General features: G+C 34.8%; 17 protein-coding genes. 9 read left to right on the top strand and 8 right to left on the bottom strand.

Going from position 1 to position 21,196, the window contains the following annotated elements; genetic code table 11:
• Nucleotide 1 precedes the first annotated feature (1 nt).
• Nucleotides 2-1,135 carry a DegT/DnrJ/EryC1/StrS family aminotransferase gene (locus K6119_RS07350; protein ID WP_221837504.1) on the bottom strand — a complete coding sequence of 378 codons (1,134 nt, stop codon included), beginning with the start codon at nucleotides 1,133-1,135 and terminating at the stop codon, nucleotides 2-4.
• A gap of 100 nt (nucleotides 1,136-1,235) precedes the next feature.
• On the opposite strand from K6119_RS07350, the gene K6119_RS07345 reads away from it, so the two are divergent.
• Nucleotides 1,236-1,982 carry a hypothetical protein gene (locus tag K6119_RS07345; RefSeq protein ID WP_221837501.1) on the top strand — a complete coding sequence of 249 codons (747 nt, stop codon included), beginning with the start codon at nucleotides 1,236-1,238 and terminating at the stop codon, nucleotides 1,980-1,982.
• Between the two features lie 4 nt (nucleotides 1,983-1,986).
• Nucleotides 1,987-3,201, top strand: a complete 1,215-nt coding sequence (locus K6119_RS07340) for a 3-deoxy-D-manno-octulosonic acid transferase (RefSeq protein ID WP_221837498.1) — start codon at nucleotides 1,987-1,989, stop codon at nucleotides 3,199-3,201.
• Here K6119_RS07340 and K6119_RS07335 read toward each other — a convergent pair.
• Together K6119_RS07335 and gdhA are read right to left on the bottom strand one after the other, a co-directional pair.
• A complete protein-coding gene (locus K6119_RS07335; protein ID WP_221837495.1) occupies nucleotides 3,182-4,471 on the bottom strand; it encodes a T9SS type A sorting domain-containing protein in 1,290 nt (429 codons plus the stop codon). The two genes, K6119_RS07340 and K6119_RS07335, sit on opposite strands and share 20 nt — an antisense overlap.
• Before the next feature lie 107 nt (nucleotides 4,472-4,578).
• The gene (gdhA, locus tag K6119_RS07330; RefSeq protein ID WP_221837493.1) at nucleotides 4,579-5,937 is read right to left on the bottom strand and encodes an NADP-specific glutamate dehydrogenase; all 1,359 of its coding nucleotides are present in this window, start codon (nucleotides 5,935-5,937) and stop codon (nucleotides 4,579-4,581) included.
• Nucleotides 5,938-6,128: 191 nt separating this feature from the next.
• Here gdhA and K6119_RS07325 point away from each other — a divergent pair, with 191 nt between their 5' ends.
• Genes K6119_RS07325 through K6119_RS07315 form a run of 3 tightly spaced genes read left to right on the top strand, consistent with a single transcriptional unit; the run spans nucleotide 6,129 to nucleotide 12,990 of the window.
• Nucleotides 6,129-9,713, top strand: coding sequence for a DUF7948 domain-containing protein (locus tag K6119_RS07325; RefSeq protein WP_221837490.1), 3,585 nt, complete (start codon nucleotides 6,129-6,131; stop codon nucleotides 9,711-9,713).
• 2 nt (nucleotides 9,714-9,715) lie between these two features.
• Nucleotides 9,716-10,726 (top strand): PorP/SprF family type IX secretion system membrane protein, encoded by a 1,011-nt coding sequence (locus K6119_RS07320; protein WP_221837487.1) that lies wholly within the window; start codon nucleotides 9,716-9,718, stop codon nucleotides 10,724-10,726.
• Nucleotides 10,726-12,990, top strand: a complete 2,265-nt coding sequence (locus K6119_RS07315) for a DUF1573 domain-containing protein (protein ID WP_221837483.1) — start codon at nucleotides 10,726-10,728, stop codon at nucleotides 12,988-12,990. Before K6119_RS07320 ends, K6119_RS07315 begins: the two co-directional genes overlap by 1 nt.
• A 45-nt stretch (nucleotides 12,991-13,035) precedes the next feature.
• Here the strand turns inward: K6119_RS07315 and K6119_RS07310 are convergent, their stop codons facing one another.
• Complete coding sequence (locus tag K6119_RS07310) at nucleotides 13,036-13,617, bottom strand: DUF4920 domain-containing protein (protein ID WP_221837480.1); 582 nt, start codon at nucleotides 13,615-13,617, stop codon at nucleotides 13,036-13,038.
• Between the two features lie 152 nt (nucleotides 13,618-13,769).
• Here K6119_RS07310 and K6119_RS07305 point away from each other — a divergent pair, with 152 nt between their 5' ends.
• Nucleotides 13,770-15,560 carry a T9SS type A sorting domain-containing protein gene (locus K6119_RS07305; RefSeq protein WP_221837477.1) on the top strand — a complete coding sequence of 597 codons (1,791 nt, stop codon included), beginning with the start codon at nucleotides 13,770-13,772 and terminating at the stop codon, nucleotides 15,558-15,560.
• 59 nt (nucleotides 15,561-15,619) lie between these two features.
• On the opposite strand, the gene K6119_RS07300 is transcribed toward K6119_RS07305, so the two are convergent.
• Genes K6119_RS07300 through K6119_RS07290 form a run of 3 tightly spaced genes read right to left on the bottom strand, consistent with a single transcriptional unit; the run spans nucleotide 15,620 to nucleotide 18,012 of the window.
• Nucleotides 15,620-15,958, bottom strand: a complete 339-nt coding sequence (locus K6119_RS07300; RefSeq protein WP_221837474.1) for a tRNA-binding protein — start codon at nucleotides 15,956-15,958, stop codon at nucleotides 15,620-15,622.
• Nucleotides 15,951-16,649: a response regulator transcription factor gene (locus K6119_RS07295; RefSeq protein ID WP_221837471.1), complete on the bottom strand. Its 699-nt coding sequence runs from the start codon at nucleotides 16,647-16,649 to the stop codon at nucleotides 15,951-15,953. The genes K6119_RS07300 and K6119_RS07295 overlap by 8 nt, the downstream gene beginning before the upstream one ends.
• A 4-nt stretch (nucleotides 16,650-16,653) precedes the next feature.
• A complete protein-coding gene (locus tag K6119_RS07290; RefSeq protein WP_221837468.1) occupies nucleotides 16,654-18,012 on the bottom strand; it encodes a sensor histidine kinase in 1,359 nt (452 codons plus the stop codon).
• 133 nt (nucleotides 18,013-18,145) lie between these two features.
• Here K6119_RS07290 and K6119_RS07285 point away from each other — a divergent pair, with 133 nt between their 5' ends.
• A complete protein-coding gene (locus K6119_RS07285; RefSeq protein ID WP_221837465.1) occupies nucleotides 18,146-18,520 on the top strand; it encodes a hypothetical protein in 375 nt (124 codons plus the stop codon).
• Nucleotides 18,521-18,592: 72 nt separating this feature from the next.
• On the opposite strand, the gene K6119_RS07280 is transcribed toward K6119_RS07285, so the two are convergent.
• The gene (locus tag K6119_RS07280) at nucleotides 18,593-20,347 is read right to left on the bottom strand and encodes a M23 family metallopeptidase (protein ID WP_221837461.1); all 1,755 of its coding nucleotides are present in this window, start codon (nucleotides 20,345-20,347) and stop codon (nucleotides 18,593-18,595) included.
• 236 nt (nucleotides 20,348-20,583) lie between these two features.
• On the opposite strand from K6119_RS07280, the gene K6119_RS07275 reads away from it, so the two are divergent.
• Entirely contained in the window at nucleotides 20,584-20,868 is a 285-nt protein-coding gene (locus K6119_RS07275) for a hypothetical protein (RefSeq protein ID WP_221837458.1), read from the top strand.
• Between the two features lie 4 nt (nucleotides 20,869-20,872).
• The gene (locus K6119_RS07270; protein ID WP_221837454.1) at nucleotides 20,873-21,163 is read left to right on the top strand and encodes a cell division protein ZapA; all 291 of its coding nucleotides are present in this window, start codon (nucleotides 20,873-20,875) and stop codon (nucleotides 21,161-21,163) included.
• The last annotated feature ends 33 nt before the right edge of the window (nucleotides 21,164-21,196 follow it).

The following is a 21,196-nucleotide window of genomic DNA, read 5'->3' as shown; positions in this document are numbered from 1 at the left end:
ATTAATTTTGTGAAAGATATTTTTTAAGGTGATCACAAATGTAATCTAATTGTTCTTTATCTAATTCGGTATGCATTGGCAAGGAAATCACTTGTTTACAAAGGCTATTTGTAACAGCAAAATCCTCATCATTGTACCTGTCAGCTTCATAAGCTTCTTGTGAATGTAAAGGAATAGGGTAATAGATCATTGCCGGAATACCTTGTTCATTAAGGTAGTTTTGAAGTTTAAATTGATCTAAACCTTCAATTTTAAGAGTGTACTGATGGAATACGTGATCAGCTTTTGGATTTAAAGCAGGCGTAGTTACACCATCAATTTGACTAAAAAATTCATTGTAGTGTTGAGCGGCAGCTTGTCTTTTTGCAATGTATTCATCTAGCTTTCTCAATTTTATTCTCAACACAGCAGCTTGAATTGAATCCAATCTGGAATTGACACCTAAACGCTCATAGTGATATCTTTCACCCATTCCATGATTGACAATAGATCTAATTTTAACCGCTATTTCATCATTATTGGTGAAGATTGCACCTCCATCACCATAACATCCTAAATTTTTAGATGGGAAAAATGATGTTGTTCCAATAACACCCATTGTTCCATTTTTCTTGGTGACACCATTGCTGAAAGTATAACTTCCACCAATAGCTTGAGCATTGTCTTCTACCACATGGATATTGTGTTTATTGGCAAGTGCTAATATTTCTTCCATATTAGCGGCTTGACCAAACAAATGAACAGGAATTATCACCCTAGTTTTTGGAGTAATCGCAGCTTCAATTGCTTCAAGAGAAATATTAAAAGTATCTGGATCAACATCTACTAAAACATGTTTTAGTTGAAGTAAACCAACAACCTCTACAGTAGCCGCAAAAGTAAAGTCCGAAGTGATGACTTCATCTCCAGGCTTTAAATCAAGTGCCATTAGTGCAATTTGCAAAGCATCAGTTCCGTTGGCACAAGGAATTACGTGTTTAACATCTAGGTAAGATTCTAATTCAGATTGAAAAGCTTTAACATCTGGTCCGTTTACAAAAGCAGATGAGGCGATTACATCTATCACAGCTCGGTCGACTTCTGATTTGATTTCCTCATATTGAGTTTTCAAGTCGACCATTTGAATTTGCTTCATGATTTTTAACTTCTTAAAGTAGTAAAATGAATGTGCAAATATAACCAATTATCTAGTGTGTGGAGGCTAGTTTCTGTTATCATTTACTAATTTTGTACTTATGCGAATTGTAGTTTTAATTTTTCTATTATCTGGTTCTGTTGTATTTGGTCAACGTAATTTAAGAGATTCTAGTATCAGCACATTTGTAAGTGCACTTAATTACAAGTTTAATTTGACTGATGGAGATGTAGGAGATTTGTGGGGATTCAATCACGAAATCGGTTTGAGTGTGGATTATAAGTTCAAGAACAATTTAACGGTTGGTATTAACTCTGGATTTATTTTCGGAAATCAATTCAGAGACACGACAATTTTTGCAGGTATTGTGAACGATTTTGGTCAAATTACCAGTATGGGTGGCTCACCTGCTCAAATTTTATTCTTAATGAGAGGGATGACAGCAAATGCCAATGTTGGATTTGTTTGGAGTAAACTGGGGAATAATCCAAATTCCGGATTATGGATTCAATTGGGAGGTGGATTTTTGATGCATAAAATTAGAATCGAGAGTTTGTATGATGATGTCCCTCAATTAGAAGGCGAATACAGAAAAGGTTATGACCGTTTGCATATGGGGTTTGAGGCACGAGAATTTATAGGTTATTTGTTTCAGGCGGACAGGCGTTTCTTGAATTTTTATGCCGGTTTTGAATTTATTCAGGGTTTTACACAGAATCAACGCCTTTATAACTTTGATCTTGGTGGACCGGATCCGGGTATTAAACAAGATTATTTCTACGGTATTAAAGTTGGATGGTTAATTCCAATTTATAAGCGCTCAGCTAAACAGTATTATGTAGATTAGCAGAATGAAACTTTTCTATAATCTCGGTGTAAATATGTACACTTTTGCCGTTCGCTTGGCATCCTTATGGAGTCCGAAAGCGAAAAAATGGGTGAAGGGTAGAAAAGATGTTTGGGAAAAATTAGAAAAATTCAATCCTTCTCAAATGGTATATTGGTTTCATTGTGCCAGTTTAGGAGAGTTTGAACAAGGTAGGCCACTTATGGAGGCCATCAAGCAAAATCAAAATTGCCAAATTGTAGTCACATTTTTTTCTCCTTCTGGATATGAGATTAGAAAGAACTATGAAGGTGCTGATTTAGTGGTCTATTTGCCTAAAGATTCCAGTAAAAATGCAAGGAGATTTATAAAATGTGTACAGCCTAAATTTGTGTTTTTTATCAAGTATGAATTCTGGGCTAATTACATTTTAACTTGCAAGCAAGAAGGGATTCCAGTTTATTCTGTTGCAGCTTTGTTTAGAAAAAACCAATCATTTTTTACATGGTATGGTGGTTATATGAGAAAAGTTTTAGGTGCTTTCAATCATATTTTCGTGCAAAATGAACACTCACAAAAACTGCTTTCCAGTATTCAAATTGATTCAACAGTTTGTGGAGATACAAGGTATGATAGGGTAATGCAAAATGCTAGCAAGGTTCAGCAGTATCCAAAAATTGAAAAATATTTTGGAAATGAAGTTTTTATACTGGGTTCTATTTGGTCAGAAGATTTAGATGTGGTAAAATCTAGTTTATCAAATCTGACTGACCAAAAAGTGATCATTGCTCCTCATGAAATCTCTGATTCATTTATTAGAAAAATAGAAAGTGAAATTAAGCTGGACAGTGTAAGATATTCTCAATTCGTAAAAGATGATTTTCAGGGTAGCCCTCAGTTGTTGATTATTGACAATATTGGTATGTTGATGAATTTATATCAATATGGTTCAATAGCCTATGTGGGAGGGGCTTTTAAAACCGGTTTGCATAATATATTGGAGCCTGCATCATTTGGATTGCCTGTTATTTTTGGAAATAAGTTCGAAAAATTTCCTGAAGCTTTTTCTTTTATTGAAGCAGGTATAGGTTTCTCCGTGGATGATGCCGCAAGTTTTGAAAACACATTTCAAAAAGTAAAAAGCCTTAAAGAAATCAATGGCAAAGTGTTGAGTTTTATGAAAGAAAATCAGGGAGCAACTGAGAAGATTCTTAATAAAATTATTGAAGAACAATCTTAAATTTCTTACTTCCAATATTGGAATTCACTTTCACAAAATAAATACCGGCTTTTAAGTTGTTAATAGGAAGTTTTACTTGATTGTCAGCAAATGAGAAACTAATGGGTGAAATCACTTCTTGACCGCTCAGGTTATAAACAGTAATTATTCCGTTTTCATTTTCTAGATTTTTGATTTGAAATTGGCCATTTGCATGAGATATTGTTGCTTTGCTTACATCATTGAATACTGTTATGGTTTTAGAGTATTGGAATGAACCGTCCGTATCAACCGATTTTATTCGATAGATGTTTTGATGTTGATCTACGGTGTGAACGAAATTATAGTCTTTAGCGGAAGATGAATTGCCTGCAGCATTTACCGCTCCAACTTTTCTGAATTGATATCCATCTAAAGAATGCTCAATTTCAAAATGGCTTGAAGAACTTTCTGATAAAGTTGTCCAATGGAGGTAATTTATATTTCCTTCTGATTCACATGAAAAATCTTTCATTTTCACTGATAATACAACTCCATCATAAGTCAAAGTAATATCATCAATAGCCACTGATGGGTCTGATCCAAATCCATTTCCATCATTTGACCAATGAAAAGCGAATCTAACATTTGGATTTCCATCAGCTGTTGCAGGAAAACTTAAACTCACTGCAGTCCAAAATCCCTGTCCGCCACCTGCGCAAGATTGAGTTGTTTGCGGAGGACAACACAATCCAAGAAAACTACAATAAAATGCATCAAGGCAAGAACAACATTGGGTTGCAGCAACATTTCCTCCTGTAAAGGTGCTCCAGGTGCTTCCCGCATCTGTACTGTATTCTACCCAAAAACCATCATCTCCTTGTGCGGCTATGTAATTAAAATTGAGTGTAATTGTGCTATAAGATGAGCAATCAATAACTGGTGAAATGGCTCGTTGATTGGTTTGATTGAGTGCAGATGTTTCATTGTAAGCCGCTCCACAATCAGGTGTTCCACATAAACCTCCAATGGCAGAAACATGAAGGGAATTGTCTCCTCCGGGGCAAGCTGAGCCACAAGTTCCGGCCGCATTTCCACATTCTTCACCACTGACATACCAATTATTGGCGTCAGAACCATTAGTTCCTGTGTTTTGAACAGTCCAAGTTCCTAAGTCGGCATTAAAACCATTAGCAAGCGTACCTTTAGCTGCACCTGTTCCAAATGTTTCAGTTGCAAAAGTAGTTTGTGCTTGTGCATGATTTAGCACAAATAAAAGTAGTAAACTCAATATGGTCCTGTAAAATCCCACTTAAAAGACTGATTAGTAATCTACAGGATACAAAAAAGGCGACTCTAATCAAAGAATCGCCTTTTAAAGTTATTATTCGGTAAGTTGAATTACCTATTTGGTAGTGATTATACTACTCCTTGGTCAATCATTGCATCTGCTACTTTAACAAATCCAGCAATGTTTGCTCCTTTTACATAGTTAACGTAATCACCTTCTGTACCATATTTTACACAAGCAGCATGAATAGATTTCATGATGTTGTGAAGTCTTTCGTCTACTTCTTCTCTTGTCCAAGATAATCTCAATGAGTTTTGAGACATTTCAAGTCCTGAAGTAGCAACTCCTCCAGCATTTGAAGCTTTTCCAGGTGAGAAAGCAATTTTCTTCTCTAAAAATACTTCAATAGCCTCTGGTGTAGATGGCATATTAGCTCCTTCAGCAACTAGGATCAATCCTTTTCCGGCTAAAGTTTCAGCATCTTTTCCATCTAATTCATTTTGTGTTGCACAAGGCAAGGCTACTTGGATATTGCATGGAGCATTCCATACTCTTTCACCTTCAAAGAATTGGATTCCGTCAAATTTGTCGGCCATTTCTTTGATTCTACCTCTTCTTACATTCTTCAATTCCATTAAGAAATCTAAGTGCTCTGAATGAATACCGTCTTCAGCATATACATATCCTGAAGAATCAGATGCAGTAACAACTTTACCTCCTAATTGAAGAATTTTTTGAATAGCAAATTGAGCAACGTTTCCTGAACCAGAAACCGCACATACTTTTCCGTGAATAGAGTCATTTTTAGTTTTGAACATCTCTTCAGCAAAGTATACTGTACCATAACCGGTTGCTTCAGGTCTGATTAATGAACCACCCCAGTTAATACCTTTTCCAGTAAGAACTCCGGTAAATTCATTTCTCAATCTTTTGTACTGACCAAACATGTATCCAATTTCTCTTCCTCCAACTCCAATATCTCCTGCAGGTACATCTGTGTCAGGTCCAATATGTCTTGACAATTCAGTCATAAAAGACTGACAGAATCTCATTACTTCATTATCCGATTTTCCTTTTGGATCAAAATCAGATCCACCTTTACCACCTCCCATAGGAAGTGTTGTCAATGAGTTTTTAAACACTTGTTCAAATCCTAAAAACTTAAGAATTGAAAGGTTTACAGATGGGTGAAAACGCAAACCACCTTTATAAGGTCCGATAGCTGAATTGAACTCAATTCTGTAACCTCTGTTTACTTGCGTGTTTCCTTTGTCATCCAACCAAGGTACTCTGAACATGATTACACGCTCAGGTTCAACCATTCTTTCTAAAAGGTTGATTCCTTGATATTTTGGATTTTCTTCTATAAACGGAATGATGGCTTCTGCTACCTCCGTAACTGCTTGCAAAAATTCAGTTTCATGACCGTTTTTTGCTTTTACCTTTTCCATGAACTCATTAATCTGAGCTGCATATTTTTCTGACATGGTACGAATTTATTTTTCCTGTAATAGGTGGTAAAAGTAACTATTTTTAATTAAGAAATAACAGTTATAAAACAAATGTTAATCTCAGTATAGGAATGCTACCTTAAATACTATGAAAGTCAACTATTCAGCAAGCTATTTCGTCTATGCTTTAGTTGATTCAAATAATATATAATTCTTATCTTGCAGTGATGCTTAAAATTAAATCATATCTACTTTTTTTGTTTACAACCTTGTCTGTTATTTCATTTGGACAAGATGTTGATCATGATCCCGGAGTATATAAGTTTATACCTAATGGTGGTCAATGGCCGGATCATGTAAAGTACAGAGCGGATATATTTGGAGGGAAAATCTGGTTAGAGAACGGTGGTGTTTTATATCAGTTTAGAGATCATTCACAAGCGCATGTCCAACACCTTACAAAAGAGCATAAAGAACAAAAGGAAACTATTCCGCAGTATTTAGTTTTTGCTGAATTTGTTGGAGCAAATGATGTAACAACTTTTGATAATTATCATCCTACAAAAGAGTATTATAATTATTACATAGGACAAGATAAAAGCCGTTGGGCGAGTAACTTACATGCTTACAATGAAATCGTATATAATGATTTGTATCAAGGGATTAATCTAAGATTTTACGAAAAGCAACAGGATTTGAAATATGAATTTATTGTAGCGCCTAACGCAAATCCAAACCAAATTAAAATCCACTATCACGGTCAAGACAAAATTAAACTGACAAAGGATGGGAATATTGAAATAGAAACCACCCTGGGTAAAATTATTGAACAGAAACCTTATGTCTATCAAATTAAAAATGGAAAAGTACTGAATGTAGATTGCAGCTTTCAATTGACTAAAGAGGGAGAGATAAGCTATAATGTTGGTGCTTATGATAAATCACTTGAATTAGTGATAGATCCATTGCTCATTTTTGCAACTTATAGTGGGTCAGTTACTGATAATTTTGGTATGACAGCGACATACGCTTATGATGGCAAAGCTTATTCTGGAGGTACAGTTTATGGAAATGCATATCCTACACCTGCTCCGGCTTATGATATTAATTCAAATTTTACCGGGCCAAGTAGTGCAAATTATGGAATCACAGACGTGTTTATATCAAAATATTCTGCTGATGGTACATCCATGTTGTGGACCTCTTTCCTAGGAGGAGGAAATGATGTTCAGGGAACTGAAACGGTACATAGTTTAATTTGCGACACTTTAAATAATATTTATTTATACGGAGCTACATCTAGTACAGATTTTCCTATTCAGGGAGGATTCCAAACTTCTCACGCCGGTGGGATTCCGAATTCAAATTATTATTACAACGGAGTATATTACTCTGCTCAGGGTACTGATATTTACATTGCTAAATTAAGTGAGAATGGAACCAGTTTATTAGGCTCTACTTATATAGGAGGTTCATCTAATGATGGGGTTAATTATAGAATTAATGGAGGTACCTATAATAGTGTTGCATCTTATGATTCTTTAACTTCTAACTATGGTGATCAATTTAGAGGAGAAATCATGTTGGATTCTGCCAATAATATTTTGATAGCGTCTAGTACCAGATCAACAGATTTTCCTACAGCTTCTCCTTTTCAAGCTGCAAATGCTGGACAACAAGATGGTGTGGTTTTTAAAGTTTCTGAAGACTTTTCAACTCTCTTATGGTCGAGCTATTTTGGTGGTACTCAAAATGACGCTTGTTACTCAGTGAAAATTGACTCTTCTTTCAACATTTTAGTTGCCGGTGGAACAAGTTCAAATGATCTGCCCAATACAACAGGTGCTTTGAATCCAACTTATCAAGGAGGGGAAACAGATGGGTATGTTTTTAAATTAACTCCTGATGGTTCTACTTTAACACAAACAACTTACATAGGAACTTCAGTTTATGATCAGGCTATTTTTGTTGAAATTGATCGTTGGGATAACGTTTATTTGGTAGGGCAATCTGAAGGAAGTATGCCTGTTATAAATGCCCCATATTCAAATCCAAATAGCGGTCAGTTTATTATGAAGTTGCTGCCAGACTTAAGTGCAATTGAGTATTCAACAGTTTTCGGAAATGGTAACGGTATTCCTAATATTTCACCATCAGCATTTTTAGTAGATGTTTGCGGAAATGTATACGTTTCAGGATGGGGAGCTAATATTTTACAATCAGTACCATTGAGCGGGATGCCAACTACTGTGGATGCATATCAACAAACACCACCTGACGGATTTGATTTTTACCTTTTTGTTTTAGAAAGAGATGCCCAAAGCATGTTATACGGAAGTTATATGGGAGGAGCTCAAGCCCATGAACATGTGGATGGAGGGACTTCACGATTTGATAAGTTTGGAGTAGTTTATCAATCTGTATGTGGAGGATGTGGAGGAAATAGTGATTTTCCTACTACACCTGGGGCATGGTCTTCACAAAATCTGAGTTCTAATTGTAATAATCTGGTATTTAAGTATGATTTTGAAATTGTGCCTGATGCCGAATTTCAAATATCAGACCTTGAAGGATGTGCGCCTTTTACTTTTATTCTTGACAATGAAAGTAATGATACAATTAATTCTGTTTGGACTTTTCCTACTGAAGCAATTGTGGTGCAAGGTGGAGTAAATCCGCAAATAATGTTTGAGTCACCAGGACAGTACGAAATTATTTTATCTATTACCGATACAATTTGTAATCTTCAGGATACAGCAATAAAAGTGATCAATGTGTATGATTCATTAGCGCTTGAGGTTTCACCGGATACCGCTTTATGTAATACTTCAGCTGTTAATATTTGGGCAAATTCGTTCGGAACAGGAACTACTTTTAATTGGTATGATGATCCAAATCTGACAAACCAAATAAATGGCGGAGGGTTGGATTCTTCAATTACAGTAAATCCGGTAGTTACTACCACATATTATGTAGAAGCTTCTAATGGCTGGGCATTGTGTAATAAAATTGATTCAGTTACTATAATTATGGCAGATGGAGCAATGGATGTCTCCGGTGGAGATACCTTATGTTTAGGAGATACTACTATGTTGATGGCTCATAACCTTATTCCATCAGAAACAATGACTTTTAGCTGGTCACCATCTACTGGTATTATTCAAACAGGTGACTCTACAGTTTTAGTTTCACCACCAGGGTCTATGTATTATTATGTTACAGGTGTTACTGGATCAGGATGTGTATTTGTTGATTCGGTTTGGGTAAATGTTAACTGGATTGATCCAAATTCGGTTTACGCTACTGCAACTCCTGATTCTATTCCTGAAGGAGGAACAACTATTTTAGAAGCCTTTCCAAATGTTCCGGGATATCAATATATATGGTATCCGACAATAGGGTTAAACCCTACAACAGGACAGTCTGTTACATCTTCTGGTTTGGATGATGATTTCTTATATGAAGTAACAATTTTAGGAGATGGATGTGAGCAAAAAACACAAGTTCTAATAACGGTCTTGGAATTTATTTGTGGGGATATTTACATTTTTATTCCTTCTGCTTTTACGCCTAATGGTGATGGAGAAAATGACAAAGTTTTTGTGAGAGGACAATATTTGGAGGAAGTGAATCTTAAAATTTTTGATCGTTGGGGAGAATTGGTGTTTGAAACAAATGATCAATCTATAGGATGGGATGGGACATTTAAAGGCAAACCCTTAGATCCGGATGTGTATGTTTATCATCTTACAGCTGTTTGCTATGATGGACAAGAGTCTTTGATTAAAGGAAATATCTCCTTGCTTAGATAATTATGAGGTTGAGAAAATTGTTAGTGATATTAAGCTTGTTTTCGGGTAATCAGCTGATTGCACAGGATATTCACTTTTCTCAATTCAATATGAATCCTGTTTATTTAAACCCTGCGCTTACCGGTAATCATGAATGTGATTGGCGATTTTCAGCTAATCAAAGAAGTCAATGGAAAGCAGTTTCAAGACCCTATAATACCATAGCCATTTCAGCAGAGAACAGATCGGGATGGATATTGCCCAATCTTTATCATGGGATAAATTTATTTCATGATGCGGCGGGTGATGGTAATTTTAGAACGATTGAGTTTAATATATCTACGGCATATGAAATCTACCTGGGAAAAGATTCAATTCATTCAATTACTCCAGGAATTCAGCTTGGAGTAAATCATAGAAATATAAATTTTGATTTGCTGAGTTGGGATAATCAATACAATGGTTATTACTATGATGCTGCTTTGCCCTCACTAGAAAATTTTGGAGTGAATAAACGTACCGGTTTTAATGCGAATGTTGGTGCCATATATAAGTACAAGCCAGAAAACAGAAAAGAAATAGTTGCCGGAGTGGCCTGGTTTAATATTCCTCAGGCTAAACAAAGCTTTTATGGAGATGACCTGATTAAAAGAGATATGCGCTATGTCTTTCATGCAAAAGGTACTTGGCCTTTGAATTATGAATGGGATATTCAGCCTGCCGTTTTAGCACAGTTTCAAGGTAAATACAATGAGATTATTGTTGGAGCAAATGCCAGATATATAATAATTGATAAAAAAGGAGAATACATTGCACCTTATGGTGGAGTTTGGATGAGAAATAGAGACGCAGCTTATCTAACAGCAGGAATTTATTATAACAAATGGACAGCAGGGATTTCCTATGATTTGAATTTTTCAAAGTTGGTTCCTGCAAGTAACTTAAGAGGAGGGATTGAATTTTCTCTTCAATATGTATTGTGTATATTCAAGCCAAAGGATGCGCAATACAGAGTTTGTCCTGATTATTTATGATGCAAAGGAAATTAAATCTTATCACTCAACCGCTGGTGCTGTTGCTTATGTTTGTCTTGTTGTCGCATGGCAGCAAAGCGCAGACATATTCTCAATTAGTAGAGTTGGGAGATAAGAAGATGGAAGAAAGAGATTACTACTTTGCTATCAAAATGTACAATCAAGCCATGCAGTCTGACAGTAATTCTGTAGAGATTAATTGGAAAATGGCAGAAGCTTTGCGATTGTATAAAGATTATCCAAAAGCTGAATATTACTACGACAAAGTTTACAAGAAGGAGAACGCCAAAATATATAAGTTATCCATTTTATGGCTAGCCACAATGCAACATTATAATGGAAAGTATAATGAATCATTGGAGAACTGGAAGAAAGCCAAAAAAGTCTATAAAAAAGATCGGGATAGTTATGAGTATCTAAAATCGGCACAAATGATTAAGTCATGTCTTTGGGCAAAACGTGCTGTTAATGATACTTTGGATTTTAATGTAGGTTTACTTGGAGGGGATGTTAATACAGAAAATTCAGAGTTTGCCGGAACAATTCACGGTAATAAACTTTACTATAGCTCACTTAAAGCTGATTCGATCAACTTTGATGAAGAAGTTTTTACTACTGATTATTCTATCCAGATTTACACAGCAGATCAGCAAGACAGTATTTTTAACAATGTGGCCGTACAAAAAAATGTAACCAAAAAAGGATGGAATACTGCTAATGGTTCTTTTAGTCCGGATGGCAAAAGATTTTATTTCAGTAGATGTAACACTAACTATGAATGCAAAATTTATGTTGGTAAAGTAGATGGAGATAGAATTTATGATATCGATAGTTTAGGTGATGTAATTAACGAGCCAGGATACATAAGTACAATGCCTCATTGCACAAAAATGGGTGAGTATGAAGTGTTGTTTTTTGCTTCAAATATCAAGCATAATTTTGGTGGGCTAGACATTTGGTACAGTGTGATCAAAGATGGGAATCAATATTCTTTACCTAAGTCATTAGGGCCGGACATTAATACAATGGATGATGAAATTTGTCCATATTACGATACGGTTGAGCAAGTATTATATTTTTCATCAAGTTGGCATGAAGGTTTTGGTGGGCAGGATATTTTTTATGCTAAAAATTATAACTACACATTTAAAAACCCGGTAAATGTTGGACTACCTATCAATTCAACAAAGCACGACACTTACTTTATGATTGACAAAAGAGACGGAAAAATGTATTTTTCGTCTAATAGAGAAGGGGTGCAATATTCAAAAAATCCAAATTGTTGCAGCGATATTTTTGTTGCCACTAAACCTGAAGAACCAAAAGTTGAAAACAGATTTGAATCCTTGGCAGACTTAAATAAAAAACTTCCTGTTACGCTATACTTTCATAATGATGAACCCGATCCAAAAACCAAAGATACTTTATCAACTCAGGATTATATTGAATCTTATTACAAGTATGTTGACCTTAAAACCAAGTATAAAAAAGAGTATGCAAAAGGATTGAGTGGAGATGATGCCGAATCTGCAAAAGAGGATATTGATGACTTTTTTGTGCAGTATGTAGAACAAGGCGTTTTAGATCTGAAAGAGTTTTTACGTCTTTTAATAATTGAATTGGACAAAGGTTATGAAATAGAAGTGACCATTCAAGGATTTGCTAGTCCACTTGCAAAAACAGATTACAATGTTCCATTAACCAAAAGAAGAATTAATAGTTTACTAAAGTATATGGAGATATACGACGGAGCTAAATTGTGGGATTATATGAATGGAACGGCGAGCAATGGAGGTAAATTAACTTTTGTAAAAATACCTTTTGGTGAATACACTGCAGATCAACTTATTTCAGATAATCCAAATGATGCCAAAAATTCAATTTATGCGAGAAAGGCGGCTTTGGAAAGAAAAATAGAGATTCAATCTGTTAGTTTGGTTACCAAAGATTCAGCATACGCAAAAATGTTGTTCGCAGAGCAGGCACATGATTTTGGTCCAGTATCTAAAGGAGATAATCTAAGTTGGGAATTTTCGTTTACTAATAATGGGGATGAAGTTTTAGAAATTGGAGAGATTACTACAACTTCAGATTATTTAACTTTTGACCTGTCAAAATCTGTTTTTCAGCCGGGAGAGTCAGGTAAAATTTTGGTGAGCTGGAATACTGAAAATGCTCAGGGAATTACTTATTCAAGAGTCACCATAAATTCCAATATAAAAGGCGGTAAAAAAGAACTGACCTTAACGGCTGAAGTGAAATAAAAAAGGCGAGCAAAGCCCGCCTTTCAATTTTAGATTGTAGTAATCTTAGTTTTTTACAAGAATTGATTCGCAATCAAAAGACAATTCAATTTTATCTTCAGTAATTGCATCATACTCTTCCTGGCTTACTTCTTGACCTGCTTCTTTAGCGTCATCCAAGTAATGCTTTTGCATATCAACAGAAATTGTATCAGATACTAATGCACCCATTAAAATAGCTTCTGTTCCACTTGCTGTTTCAATTGGAATAGTATAATGATCTCTGAAAACAACTCTGATTTCATTTTCACTAGGATCTTTAAAAGTAATCCAACATCCAGCTTTTTGACAAACTTGATCTATAGCAACGTTTACTTTACCATTCCATGAGCCATTTGATTCATACTCAGTCATCATGGCATCCATACCAATTGCATCTGCAGCATTCATATCTGTGTGCCCGTACAATTTGTATCCTTCTCTTTCTTCACCGTTGAAGGCGATTTCAGCACCTTCTTCTTCATGATGCTCTTCTACTGCAGTTGTGTCTTCAGTTGAATCTGCATTTTCGTTTTCACCTTCGCCACCTCCACAAGAAGTCATAAATAAAGCAGAAGCTGCAAAAGGGATTAAAAATAATTTCTTCATAACAGTTTAAATTTTTTTGGCAAAAATAGTTATTCCTTTAAATGTATTCTATAATTAATGCAACTTTCTATTTCTGTTAAATTTGGAACAATGGAATAAAAGACGTAATTTTACGCCTCTCGAATTAATCTCGAATTAATAAATAAATTATTATGAAAAAAATCTACTTTTTAGCTTCAATGCTATTAATGGGGTCTGCAGCTACAGCGCAAATTCAATCTTCGCTGGTAATGCGTGCAGCAAATGAAGAATTGACAGTAAACAATGTTCGTCCTGGTAACTCTGCTCATGATAGAGCGCCTGGAGACGTAATCGGAAGTTATACTGATGATTTCTCAACTCCTGGAAACTGGACGTTGGCTAATACAGGTTCACCTTCTACAAATTTCACTATTAGTAGTGTTGGTCCTGCTTCAGAGCCAAACAATATTTTGAATTCAACTTCAGGAGGTAATTTCGCATGGTATGATTGTGATGCTCAAGGAAGTGGTTCAACTGTTGACGCAACTTTGACATATGCTACAAGTTTTAACTTGACATCTAATCCTGCGGTAATGGTTCAATTTGAACAGTTCTACAGAGACTATTATGAAGATACTTATGTTGAAGTATCTATTGATGGTGGTACTAACTGGACGCAATATGCAGTAAATGAAAACTATTTACCAAATGCAGGTAGTCCAACTAATCCGGTTGTTGAGCAGGTAAATATCTCTTCTCTTGCTGGAGGACAATCAAATGTAATGATTAGATTCCACTACGTAGGTGGATGGGGATGGTCATGGCAAATTGACGATTTCGCTTTAGTTGAGGCTTATTCAAACGAATTGGAAACTTCATCTGCTTACTTTAGTTCAGGTACTGAGATGGCTGATTACTATGCAGTTCCTACTTCTCAAATTACAGAAATTACTTTTGGTGCTTTAGCTACTCAAAATGGTAGTGTACAGCAAACAAATGTTCAAATGACTGCAAACGTAGATGGTGGTACAACTTTTACTGCTAACTCATCTCAAGTTGTTTCTTTGAACGAAGGACAAGTTGATACTTTCTCTGTTGAGTCTCCAAATGGATGGACTCCTGCAGGATCAGGATCTTATGATCTTGATATCTATGTTTCAGCTACTGAAACAGAAGAGTATACAGCTAATGATACAGTAAGTTTTGAGCCAATCGTAGTTGGTGGTAACGTATATGCTAGAGATAATGGAATTATAAGTGGTTCTTTCTCTGGGTTTGTTTCAACTGCTGGTGATCCAATTGCTATTGGAAATACATTTGAAATTTTCCAAGCTGAATCATTTGGTAAAATCCAAATTGGTTTAAGTTCGGCAACTACTTCAGAAAACCAATTAATGTATGGAGCTATTTACATTTATAATTCTGGAACACAAGAATTTGATTATGTAATGCAAACTGCTGATTACACAGTTACTGCTGCTGACATAGGAACATTGGTAACTTTGGAATTGCCTTCTAACTACAATGCTAGTGCTGGTGAAATTTTATTAGTATTAGCTGGTAGATATACTGATGATTTAGCAATTGCTGAAGCTCAAGCTACTCAAGCAAATACTGTATTAGCTATTCACTCAAGTGGAACTATTGGTTCTTCAACTCCTTCTGCAATCATTTGTAGATTGAGCACTGAGCCAACTTCAGTTGGAATTGATGAGGTAGAAGCAGCTAACGGAATTCACATGTATCCAAATCCTGCTAACTTGTCAACTCAATTGACTTACAATGTTATTACAGAAGGAAATGTTGCATTGACTTTAACTGATTTAAGTGGTAAAGTTGTTAGCACTGAGAACTTTGGTTCACAAGTAGCTGGACAATACCAGGTAAATGTTAATACTGCAGATCTTGCTGACGGAGTTTATTTCTACACTTTGACTGTAGGAGACTTCCAACAAACAAAGAAATTTGTAGTTCAGCACTAATCTGATTAGTAAAATAAAATTGAAAAGCCCGGGTTCATCAGAATCCGGGCTTTTTATTTTTATCCTATTTTACTTCCGTTAGGAACTTGCCTTTCAGGTGCAAGTAAAATAATTTCGCTTTGTTCTCCATAAACACCTAAAACAAGGCATTCACTCATAAAAGGACCAATTTGCTTCTTGGGAAAATTAACTACTGCTATGATTTGCTTTGAAATTAAATCCTCAATTTGATATAATGCAGTAATCTGAGCGGACGACTTCCTTTGTCCCAAAGGACCGAAGTCAATAATAAGCTTGTAAGATGGGTTTCTGGCTTCAGGAAAAGGAAGCACTTCTATTATGGTTCCTACACGGATGTCTACCTTAATAAAGTCGTTCCAACTAATAATATTATTCACCAACTGTCAATTTGAATCCAACACCATGTATGTTGTTTATCTTGACAGATTCATCATCCTTAAGATACTTTCTTAGTTTGGTAATGAATACATCCAAAGATCTACCTACAAAATAATCGTCCTGTCCCCAAACGGCATTTAAAACAACGTCTCTTGGTAATACTTTGTCAATGTTTTGAACGAGCAATAAAAGAATTTTAGCTTCCTTTTTGGTTAGCTTTTTTTCTTCCCCATTTTCATAGACCAAATTGTAATTTTCTGAATCAAATTCAATTTTCCCTAATTGAAAAGTAGTTTGCATAACCTCCGATTCAACTAGATTTACTCGTTTCAGTATAGCTTTAACACGAAGCAAAAATTCTTCTGTTGAAAAGGGTTTGGTCAAATAATCATCTGCCCCAACTTTGAATCCTTCAATCTTGTCTTCAGTTTGATTTTTTGCGGTTAAAAACAAAATAGGAACATCAGTGTTTAATTTTCTAATATCCTTAGCCAGGGTAAATCCATCTTTCTTAGGCATCATGACATCCAAGATGCACATATGAATTTCATTATCATTGAATTTTTTTAATCCTTCTACACCATCTGAAGCAAAGACAACATCATACCCTTCTTCCTTAAGTTGGTCTTGTACAACAAATCCCAGGTTATAATCATCTTCAACAAGTAGTAGTTTAATTTTGTCGCTCATAATTTTAGTCTTTTAATGGAAGTGTTATGGTAAAAGCAGATCCTTTTCCTGGTTCACTTTTTACATTAATGCTTCCTCCCAATTCTTCAAGGATGGTTTTAACATAGTAAAGGCCTAGTCCAAATCCTTTAACATCATGTAAGTTGCCGGTTGGAACTCTATAAAATTTATCAAATATAAATTTGATATCGTCCTTTGAAATACCTTTTCCGTTATCGGCTACTGTGATGTATAATTTGCGTTTTTCATTTTGAGTTGATATGCTAATTTCAGGTATTTTATCACAGTATTTAATCGCATTGTCAATAAGGTTGTTGATCACATTTGTTATGTGAACTATATCGCCTGTAACAATATGATTTTCTGCATTTAAATTCAAAGATATTGAGCCTCCAATGTCCTCAAGTTGTGAAAATTCAAAATTCTCTTTAGCTTCTTCTATGATATCAACCATATCAAAGTTTTGAATTTTAAATTTCAATTCCTTCTTGTCTAATTTAGCAATATTCAATACCCTTTCAACTTGTTGTTCAAGTCTTTTATTTTCCTTGTAAATGATTCCGGCATAACGCAATCTTTTATCTAGATCTGCATTTTCATCCATATTCAATAATGTCTCACTTGAAATTCTTATTGTGGCAATAGGCGTTTTCAATTCATGAGTCATATTGTTGATGAAATCATTTTTTATTTCAGATAATCTCTTTTGTCTGAATATGATATTAACGGCAAAAATGAAAAAGGCAATCACAAACAAAATGATAGTTATCAGATAAGCCCAGGGTGTGACGGGATTAGGTATTTGCATCAAATGAGAATGTCCCCGACTGGGGAAATAAACTCCAAAATAGTGTAGGTCTGTATTCAGTTTTAAGGCAACCTCGTCTATGATAAAATTTGAAAAATCTATTGAATGATCTGCTGTGTATATTGAATCAGCCTCAAAATTCATGTAATTTCCATAAATGATGCTATCACTCCAGCAATCATATATGCCGAATTGAAAATCTTCTCTTAGGTTTTTGTCATCAAATTCCCATTTTAACAATTGTTCCAATAAAAATGGATGCACAGTGTCCTGCATTTCAACCGTGAAATAACTATTAGATCTTTGCTGGACATTCCCATAAAGATTGATGTCAGCATTGTTCAGCTTTTGAATATCATCAGCAACTTTTTTAAGAGCAATGATGACTTTGTCATTGAATTGAGCGGTATTAAGGCTGTCTTGTTGCTTTTGTATTCTAATGTTTGTTTCCTGAAACTGGATATTTTTCTCAATCCAAAAAATTTGAATAGTAAGGATAGAGATAATAGAAATTATCCCAAAAATGATTACTGTCCTAATCCTTCTGTTGCTCATGAATAGCTAATTTAATTTTAATAAGGATATGCAGCTGTTAAAAATTTGTGAAAACCTTATTTCAGAATTGATTTGTTCTGATTTTGACCTAAAAACTTGACTTTCTGCATTTTTATTATTATAATACCATGTTATGGATAATATTAAAAGACAAGTAGACGAAGCAATTATTGAAAAGACAATTGAATATTTAGAAAGCAATGGCTATTCTGAAATCAAAGCAGGTTTGGAAGGTTATGAAGATCCAAAATCCTTTATTATGAAAAGTACCGGAGATGAAATTACTCCGGATATTGTAGCCACTTCGGCAAATGGAAAAGTGCAGTATATTGAAGTTGGAGTGAAAACAGAAAATCCTGTTTATTTAAAAACCAAATGGAAGTTTTTAAAGACCTTGGCTCAAATGAAAAATAGAGGTTTTAGAGTTATTTCTCACAAAGGTCACTACGGATTTATTGATCAGATTGTTGATGATATCAATCTAGACAAGAAAGCCGTTCGTATTTAATTAATTGATTTTTTTACTAGGAATGAACTGGTTAGAAATAGCTGGTATTAGAATTTTTTTGCCCAAATTTTCCTAGTACTGAATGGTCCAGGTTTTTTCAATTTCATTGCCCTTACTGTCGCTTGCCCAGATTCTAAGTTTATTATCTCCTTTGAGCATATGTTTTTTGGTTCGTTCATCAAAGTTGATAACGTATCTCTTTTTACGTCTGTTGTATTCCATTAACACCCAATGATCATTGAAATAGGCCTTGTATTTACTTACTCCGGATAGATTGTCTTCAATAGTTAACTGAACGTTGCTGTATCTGCTCACAATCTTACCTTCATTAAAATCTAAAGGTGTTATTACCGGGGCTACTGAATCAACAGTTAAAACAAAAGTTCCAAATGATCTGGATGAAGACTCTACCCATCCATTAATATAATCTCCTCCTAAAAAGCTCATCCATCCCTTGTCAGATATAACTCCAATTCCCAATTTGCTTACCGGAAAATCGCTTCTCAATTGCGGAGTTTTGATTCTAACATCAAATCGTTTTTGTACGGGAATTTCTGATTCGCTAAATTGAAATTCATTACTCATGTACTGGCTTTCTTCATTCACTTTGAATATTTTTTGAAGCGGTTCATAAAATGTGCCCGGCTCCATTAGTACTTGAAAATCATCTTGAAGTAAAGTGTTGACAGAATCCGGGAAGTAATAATTATTAGGAGTGTCAAAAGGGTTATTGGCTTTTGTTGCATTATCAGAAATAGTAATTTCAAAATTGAGTCTGATCCAATTTCCATGAACATCTATAGCCTTAAAGCTGTACTTGCCTTTGCAATCTTTCCATTTTACTAATCCTCCTGCTTTTGGATAAATAGGCAATGGATTTACAACAGTCTTAAAGTTTTTATGAATGTTTCTTCTATTTTGATCAAATTCATAGTAGTCCTGATGAGAGTTCAAGAATCTGTTGTGATCAAAATTGATATAGTCGGTTTTTTGCTCATGTAATACGTCTTCGCCTTTGGATAAAAAAGTGTTGTGAACACCACAAACGTTTCCTGCTCCATCCAATCTGTCAGTAACATGAAAGGCAAATGCCATAAATGAATTTTCAGTAATAAACTCACTAACATCAATTGGTGCACCATCATTTACTAAATGATTACCATTGATGAACTTTACATAAAAATACTTTGATTTACCTGGAATCATATAGCCCTTTTCTGTAACAGCATAAACTTTAAGTCCTTTTAAAGTAGGTTTAGTTTTGTCATGAATTCTTTTCTGATAGCAACTAAATAATAAAGGATTAAGGGCATGTTCTGTTTTAGTTTCTCTTACTTCAAAATGGAGATGAGGTGCACTTGAACTTCCTGAATTTCCGGATAAACCAATGAGTTGTCCCCTGTTAACTTTGATTCCCTTGTCCAATACTGCTTCATCCAAAATATATGTTTCATTAGATTCTTGTAAGGCAAATACTAAGGAGTCTATTTGTTTTGAAAAAGACTGCATATGCGCATAAACTGATGTCAATCCATTAGGGTGATCAATGTACACTGCTAATCCATAGCCCCAAGGAGATACTCTAACTCTTGAAACAGTTCCTTCATCAATACTATACAATTTTTGACCTTCAACTCCTTGGGTTTTGATGTCTAAGCCTGTGTGAAAGTGATTACTTCTCATTTCACCAAAGTTTCCGGCCAATATCAAAGGAATCTTCATTGGAGGAAGCAAATCGATATTTTCAAAATCAATTTGTTTTTCGGCATAAGGTTGAGCATATCCAATGAATGCTGAAAAAAATAATAGACTAAGAATAAATTTCATTTGTATCTCCCTTTGTTGTTTGTATGGCAACTAATTTGAATAATTCATTCAAAATTGTCACTTCCCTTATTTGATAGCAAATTTAATGCCTTGAAAACCACATAAATTTATTATTCGCACATCTTATCAAAAAATTCATTGTTAATAAAACGGTTAAGAATCTTGTTATAATTTCTATAGTATGCTAATTTTGTATTACGATAACAATCGGAATAACAATTTTTGAACGACATCTTATGTCAGATACTAAACAACTTATTGAGACACTTGACCAAAAGGTAGAGCTATTGTTGAAAAATATTAAAGATCAACAAGAAAAGCTTAATACGGAAAAGGAAAAAGTGAGTAGTTTAGAAAACAAATTGTCTGAGAAGGAGGAAACGATTAATCAGTTAAAAGCTGAAAATGAAAGTTTAAAGAATCGTCCTTCAGCATCTGAAAAAGATGCAGATGAGATGAAGGGAAGAATTAATGAATTGGTAAGAGAGATAGACGAATGTATCTCGCTACTTAAGGTTTAAAAAAATGGATAAGATCCCTTTAAAAATAATTATTGCTGGAAGAACTTATCCTTTGACGATAAAAAAGGAGGAGGAAGCTATTATTAAAGCTGCCGCCGAAAGAATAAACTCTAATATAAAGAAGCTACAGGGAAGCTATGCTGTAAAAGATATGCAGGATTTGTTGGCCATGACTTCTTTACAATTAGCAGTACAGTCTAACAATAGTGGAAATACTAATGTTTCTGTACAAAGTCAACCTGACTTTAGCGAAGACATTCAGAAAATTATAGAAAAGCTAGACAAAGCTTTGTAGTTCTTGCCTGTTCATATACTCACATGTGTGAGC

The sequence above is a fragment of the Paracrocinitomix mangrovi genome (assembly GCF_019740355.2).
In the GTDB taxonomy this organism is placed as follows: Bacteria; Bacteroidota; Bacteroidia; order Flavobacteriales_D; family Crocinitomicaceae; genus Paracrocinitomix; species Paracrocinitomix mangrovi.
This window is presented reverse-complemented; position numbering and strand designations above follow the sequence as displayed.

Excerpts from the sequence above, each read along its gene's own strand:
- K6119_RS07320 (WP_221837487.1), top strand. The coding sequence starts at position 9,716 with ATGAGGTTGAGAAAATTGTTAGTGATATTAAGCTTGTTTTCGGGTAAT.
- K6119_RS07295 (WP_221837471.1), bottom strand. The coding sequence starts at position 16,649 with ATGAGCGACAAAATTAAACTACTACTTGTTGAAGATGATTATAACCTG.
- K6119_RS07350 (WP_221837504.1), bottom strand. The coding sequence starts at position 1,135 with ATGAAGCAAATTCAAATGGTCGACTTGAAAACTCAATATGAGGAAATC.
- K6119_RS07290 (WP_221837468.1), bottom strand. The coding sequence starts at position 18,012 with ATGAGCAACAGAAGGATTAGGACAGTAATCATTTTTGGGATAATTTCT.
- K6119_RS07325 (WP_221837490.1), top strand. The coding sequence starts at position 6,129 with ATGCTTAAAATTAAATCATATCTACTTTTTTTGTTTACAACCTTGTCT.
- K6119_RS07285 (WP_221837465.1), top strand. The coding sequence starts at position 18,146 with ATGGATAATATTAAAAGACAAGTAGACGAAGCAATTATTGAAAAGACA.
- gdhA (WP_221837493.1), bottom strand. The coding sequence starts at position 5,937 with ATGTCAGAAAAATATGCAGCTCAGATTAATGAGTTCATGGAAAAGGTA.
- K6119_RS07275 (WP_221837458.1), top strand. The coding sequence starts at position 20,584 with ATGTCAGATACTAAACAACTTATTGAGACACTTGACCAAAAGGTAGAG.
- K6119_RS07280 (WP_221837461.1), bottom strand. The coding sequence starts at position 20,347 with ATGAAATTTATTCTTAGTCTATTATTTTTTTCAGCATTCATTGGATAT.
- K6119_RS07340 (WP_221837498.1), top strand. The coding sequence starts at position 1,987 with ATGAAACTTTTCTATAATCTCGGTGTAAATATGTACACTTTTGCCGTT.
- K6119_RS07305 (WP_221837477.1), top strand. The coding sequence starts at position 13,770 with ATGAAAAAAATCTACTTTTTAGCTTCAATGCTATTAATGGGGTCTGCA.
- K6119_RS07270 (WP_221837454.1), top strand. The coding sequence starts at position 20,873 with ATGGATAAGATCCCTTTAAAAATAATTATTGCTGGAAGAACTTATCCT.
- K6119_RS07310 (WP_221837480.1), bottom strand. The coding sequence starts at position 13,617 with ATGAAGAAATTATTTTTAATCCCTTTTGCAGCTTCTGCTTTATTTATG.
- K6119_RS07315 (WP_221837483.1), top strand. The coding sequence starts at position 10,726 with ATGCAAAGGAAATTAAATCTTATCACTCAACCGCTGGTGCTGTTGCTT.
- K6119_RS07345 (WP_221837501.1), top strand. The coding sequence starts at position 1,236 with ATGCGAATTGTAGTTTTAATTTTTCTATTATCTGGTTCTGTTGTATTT.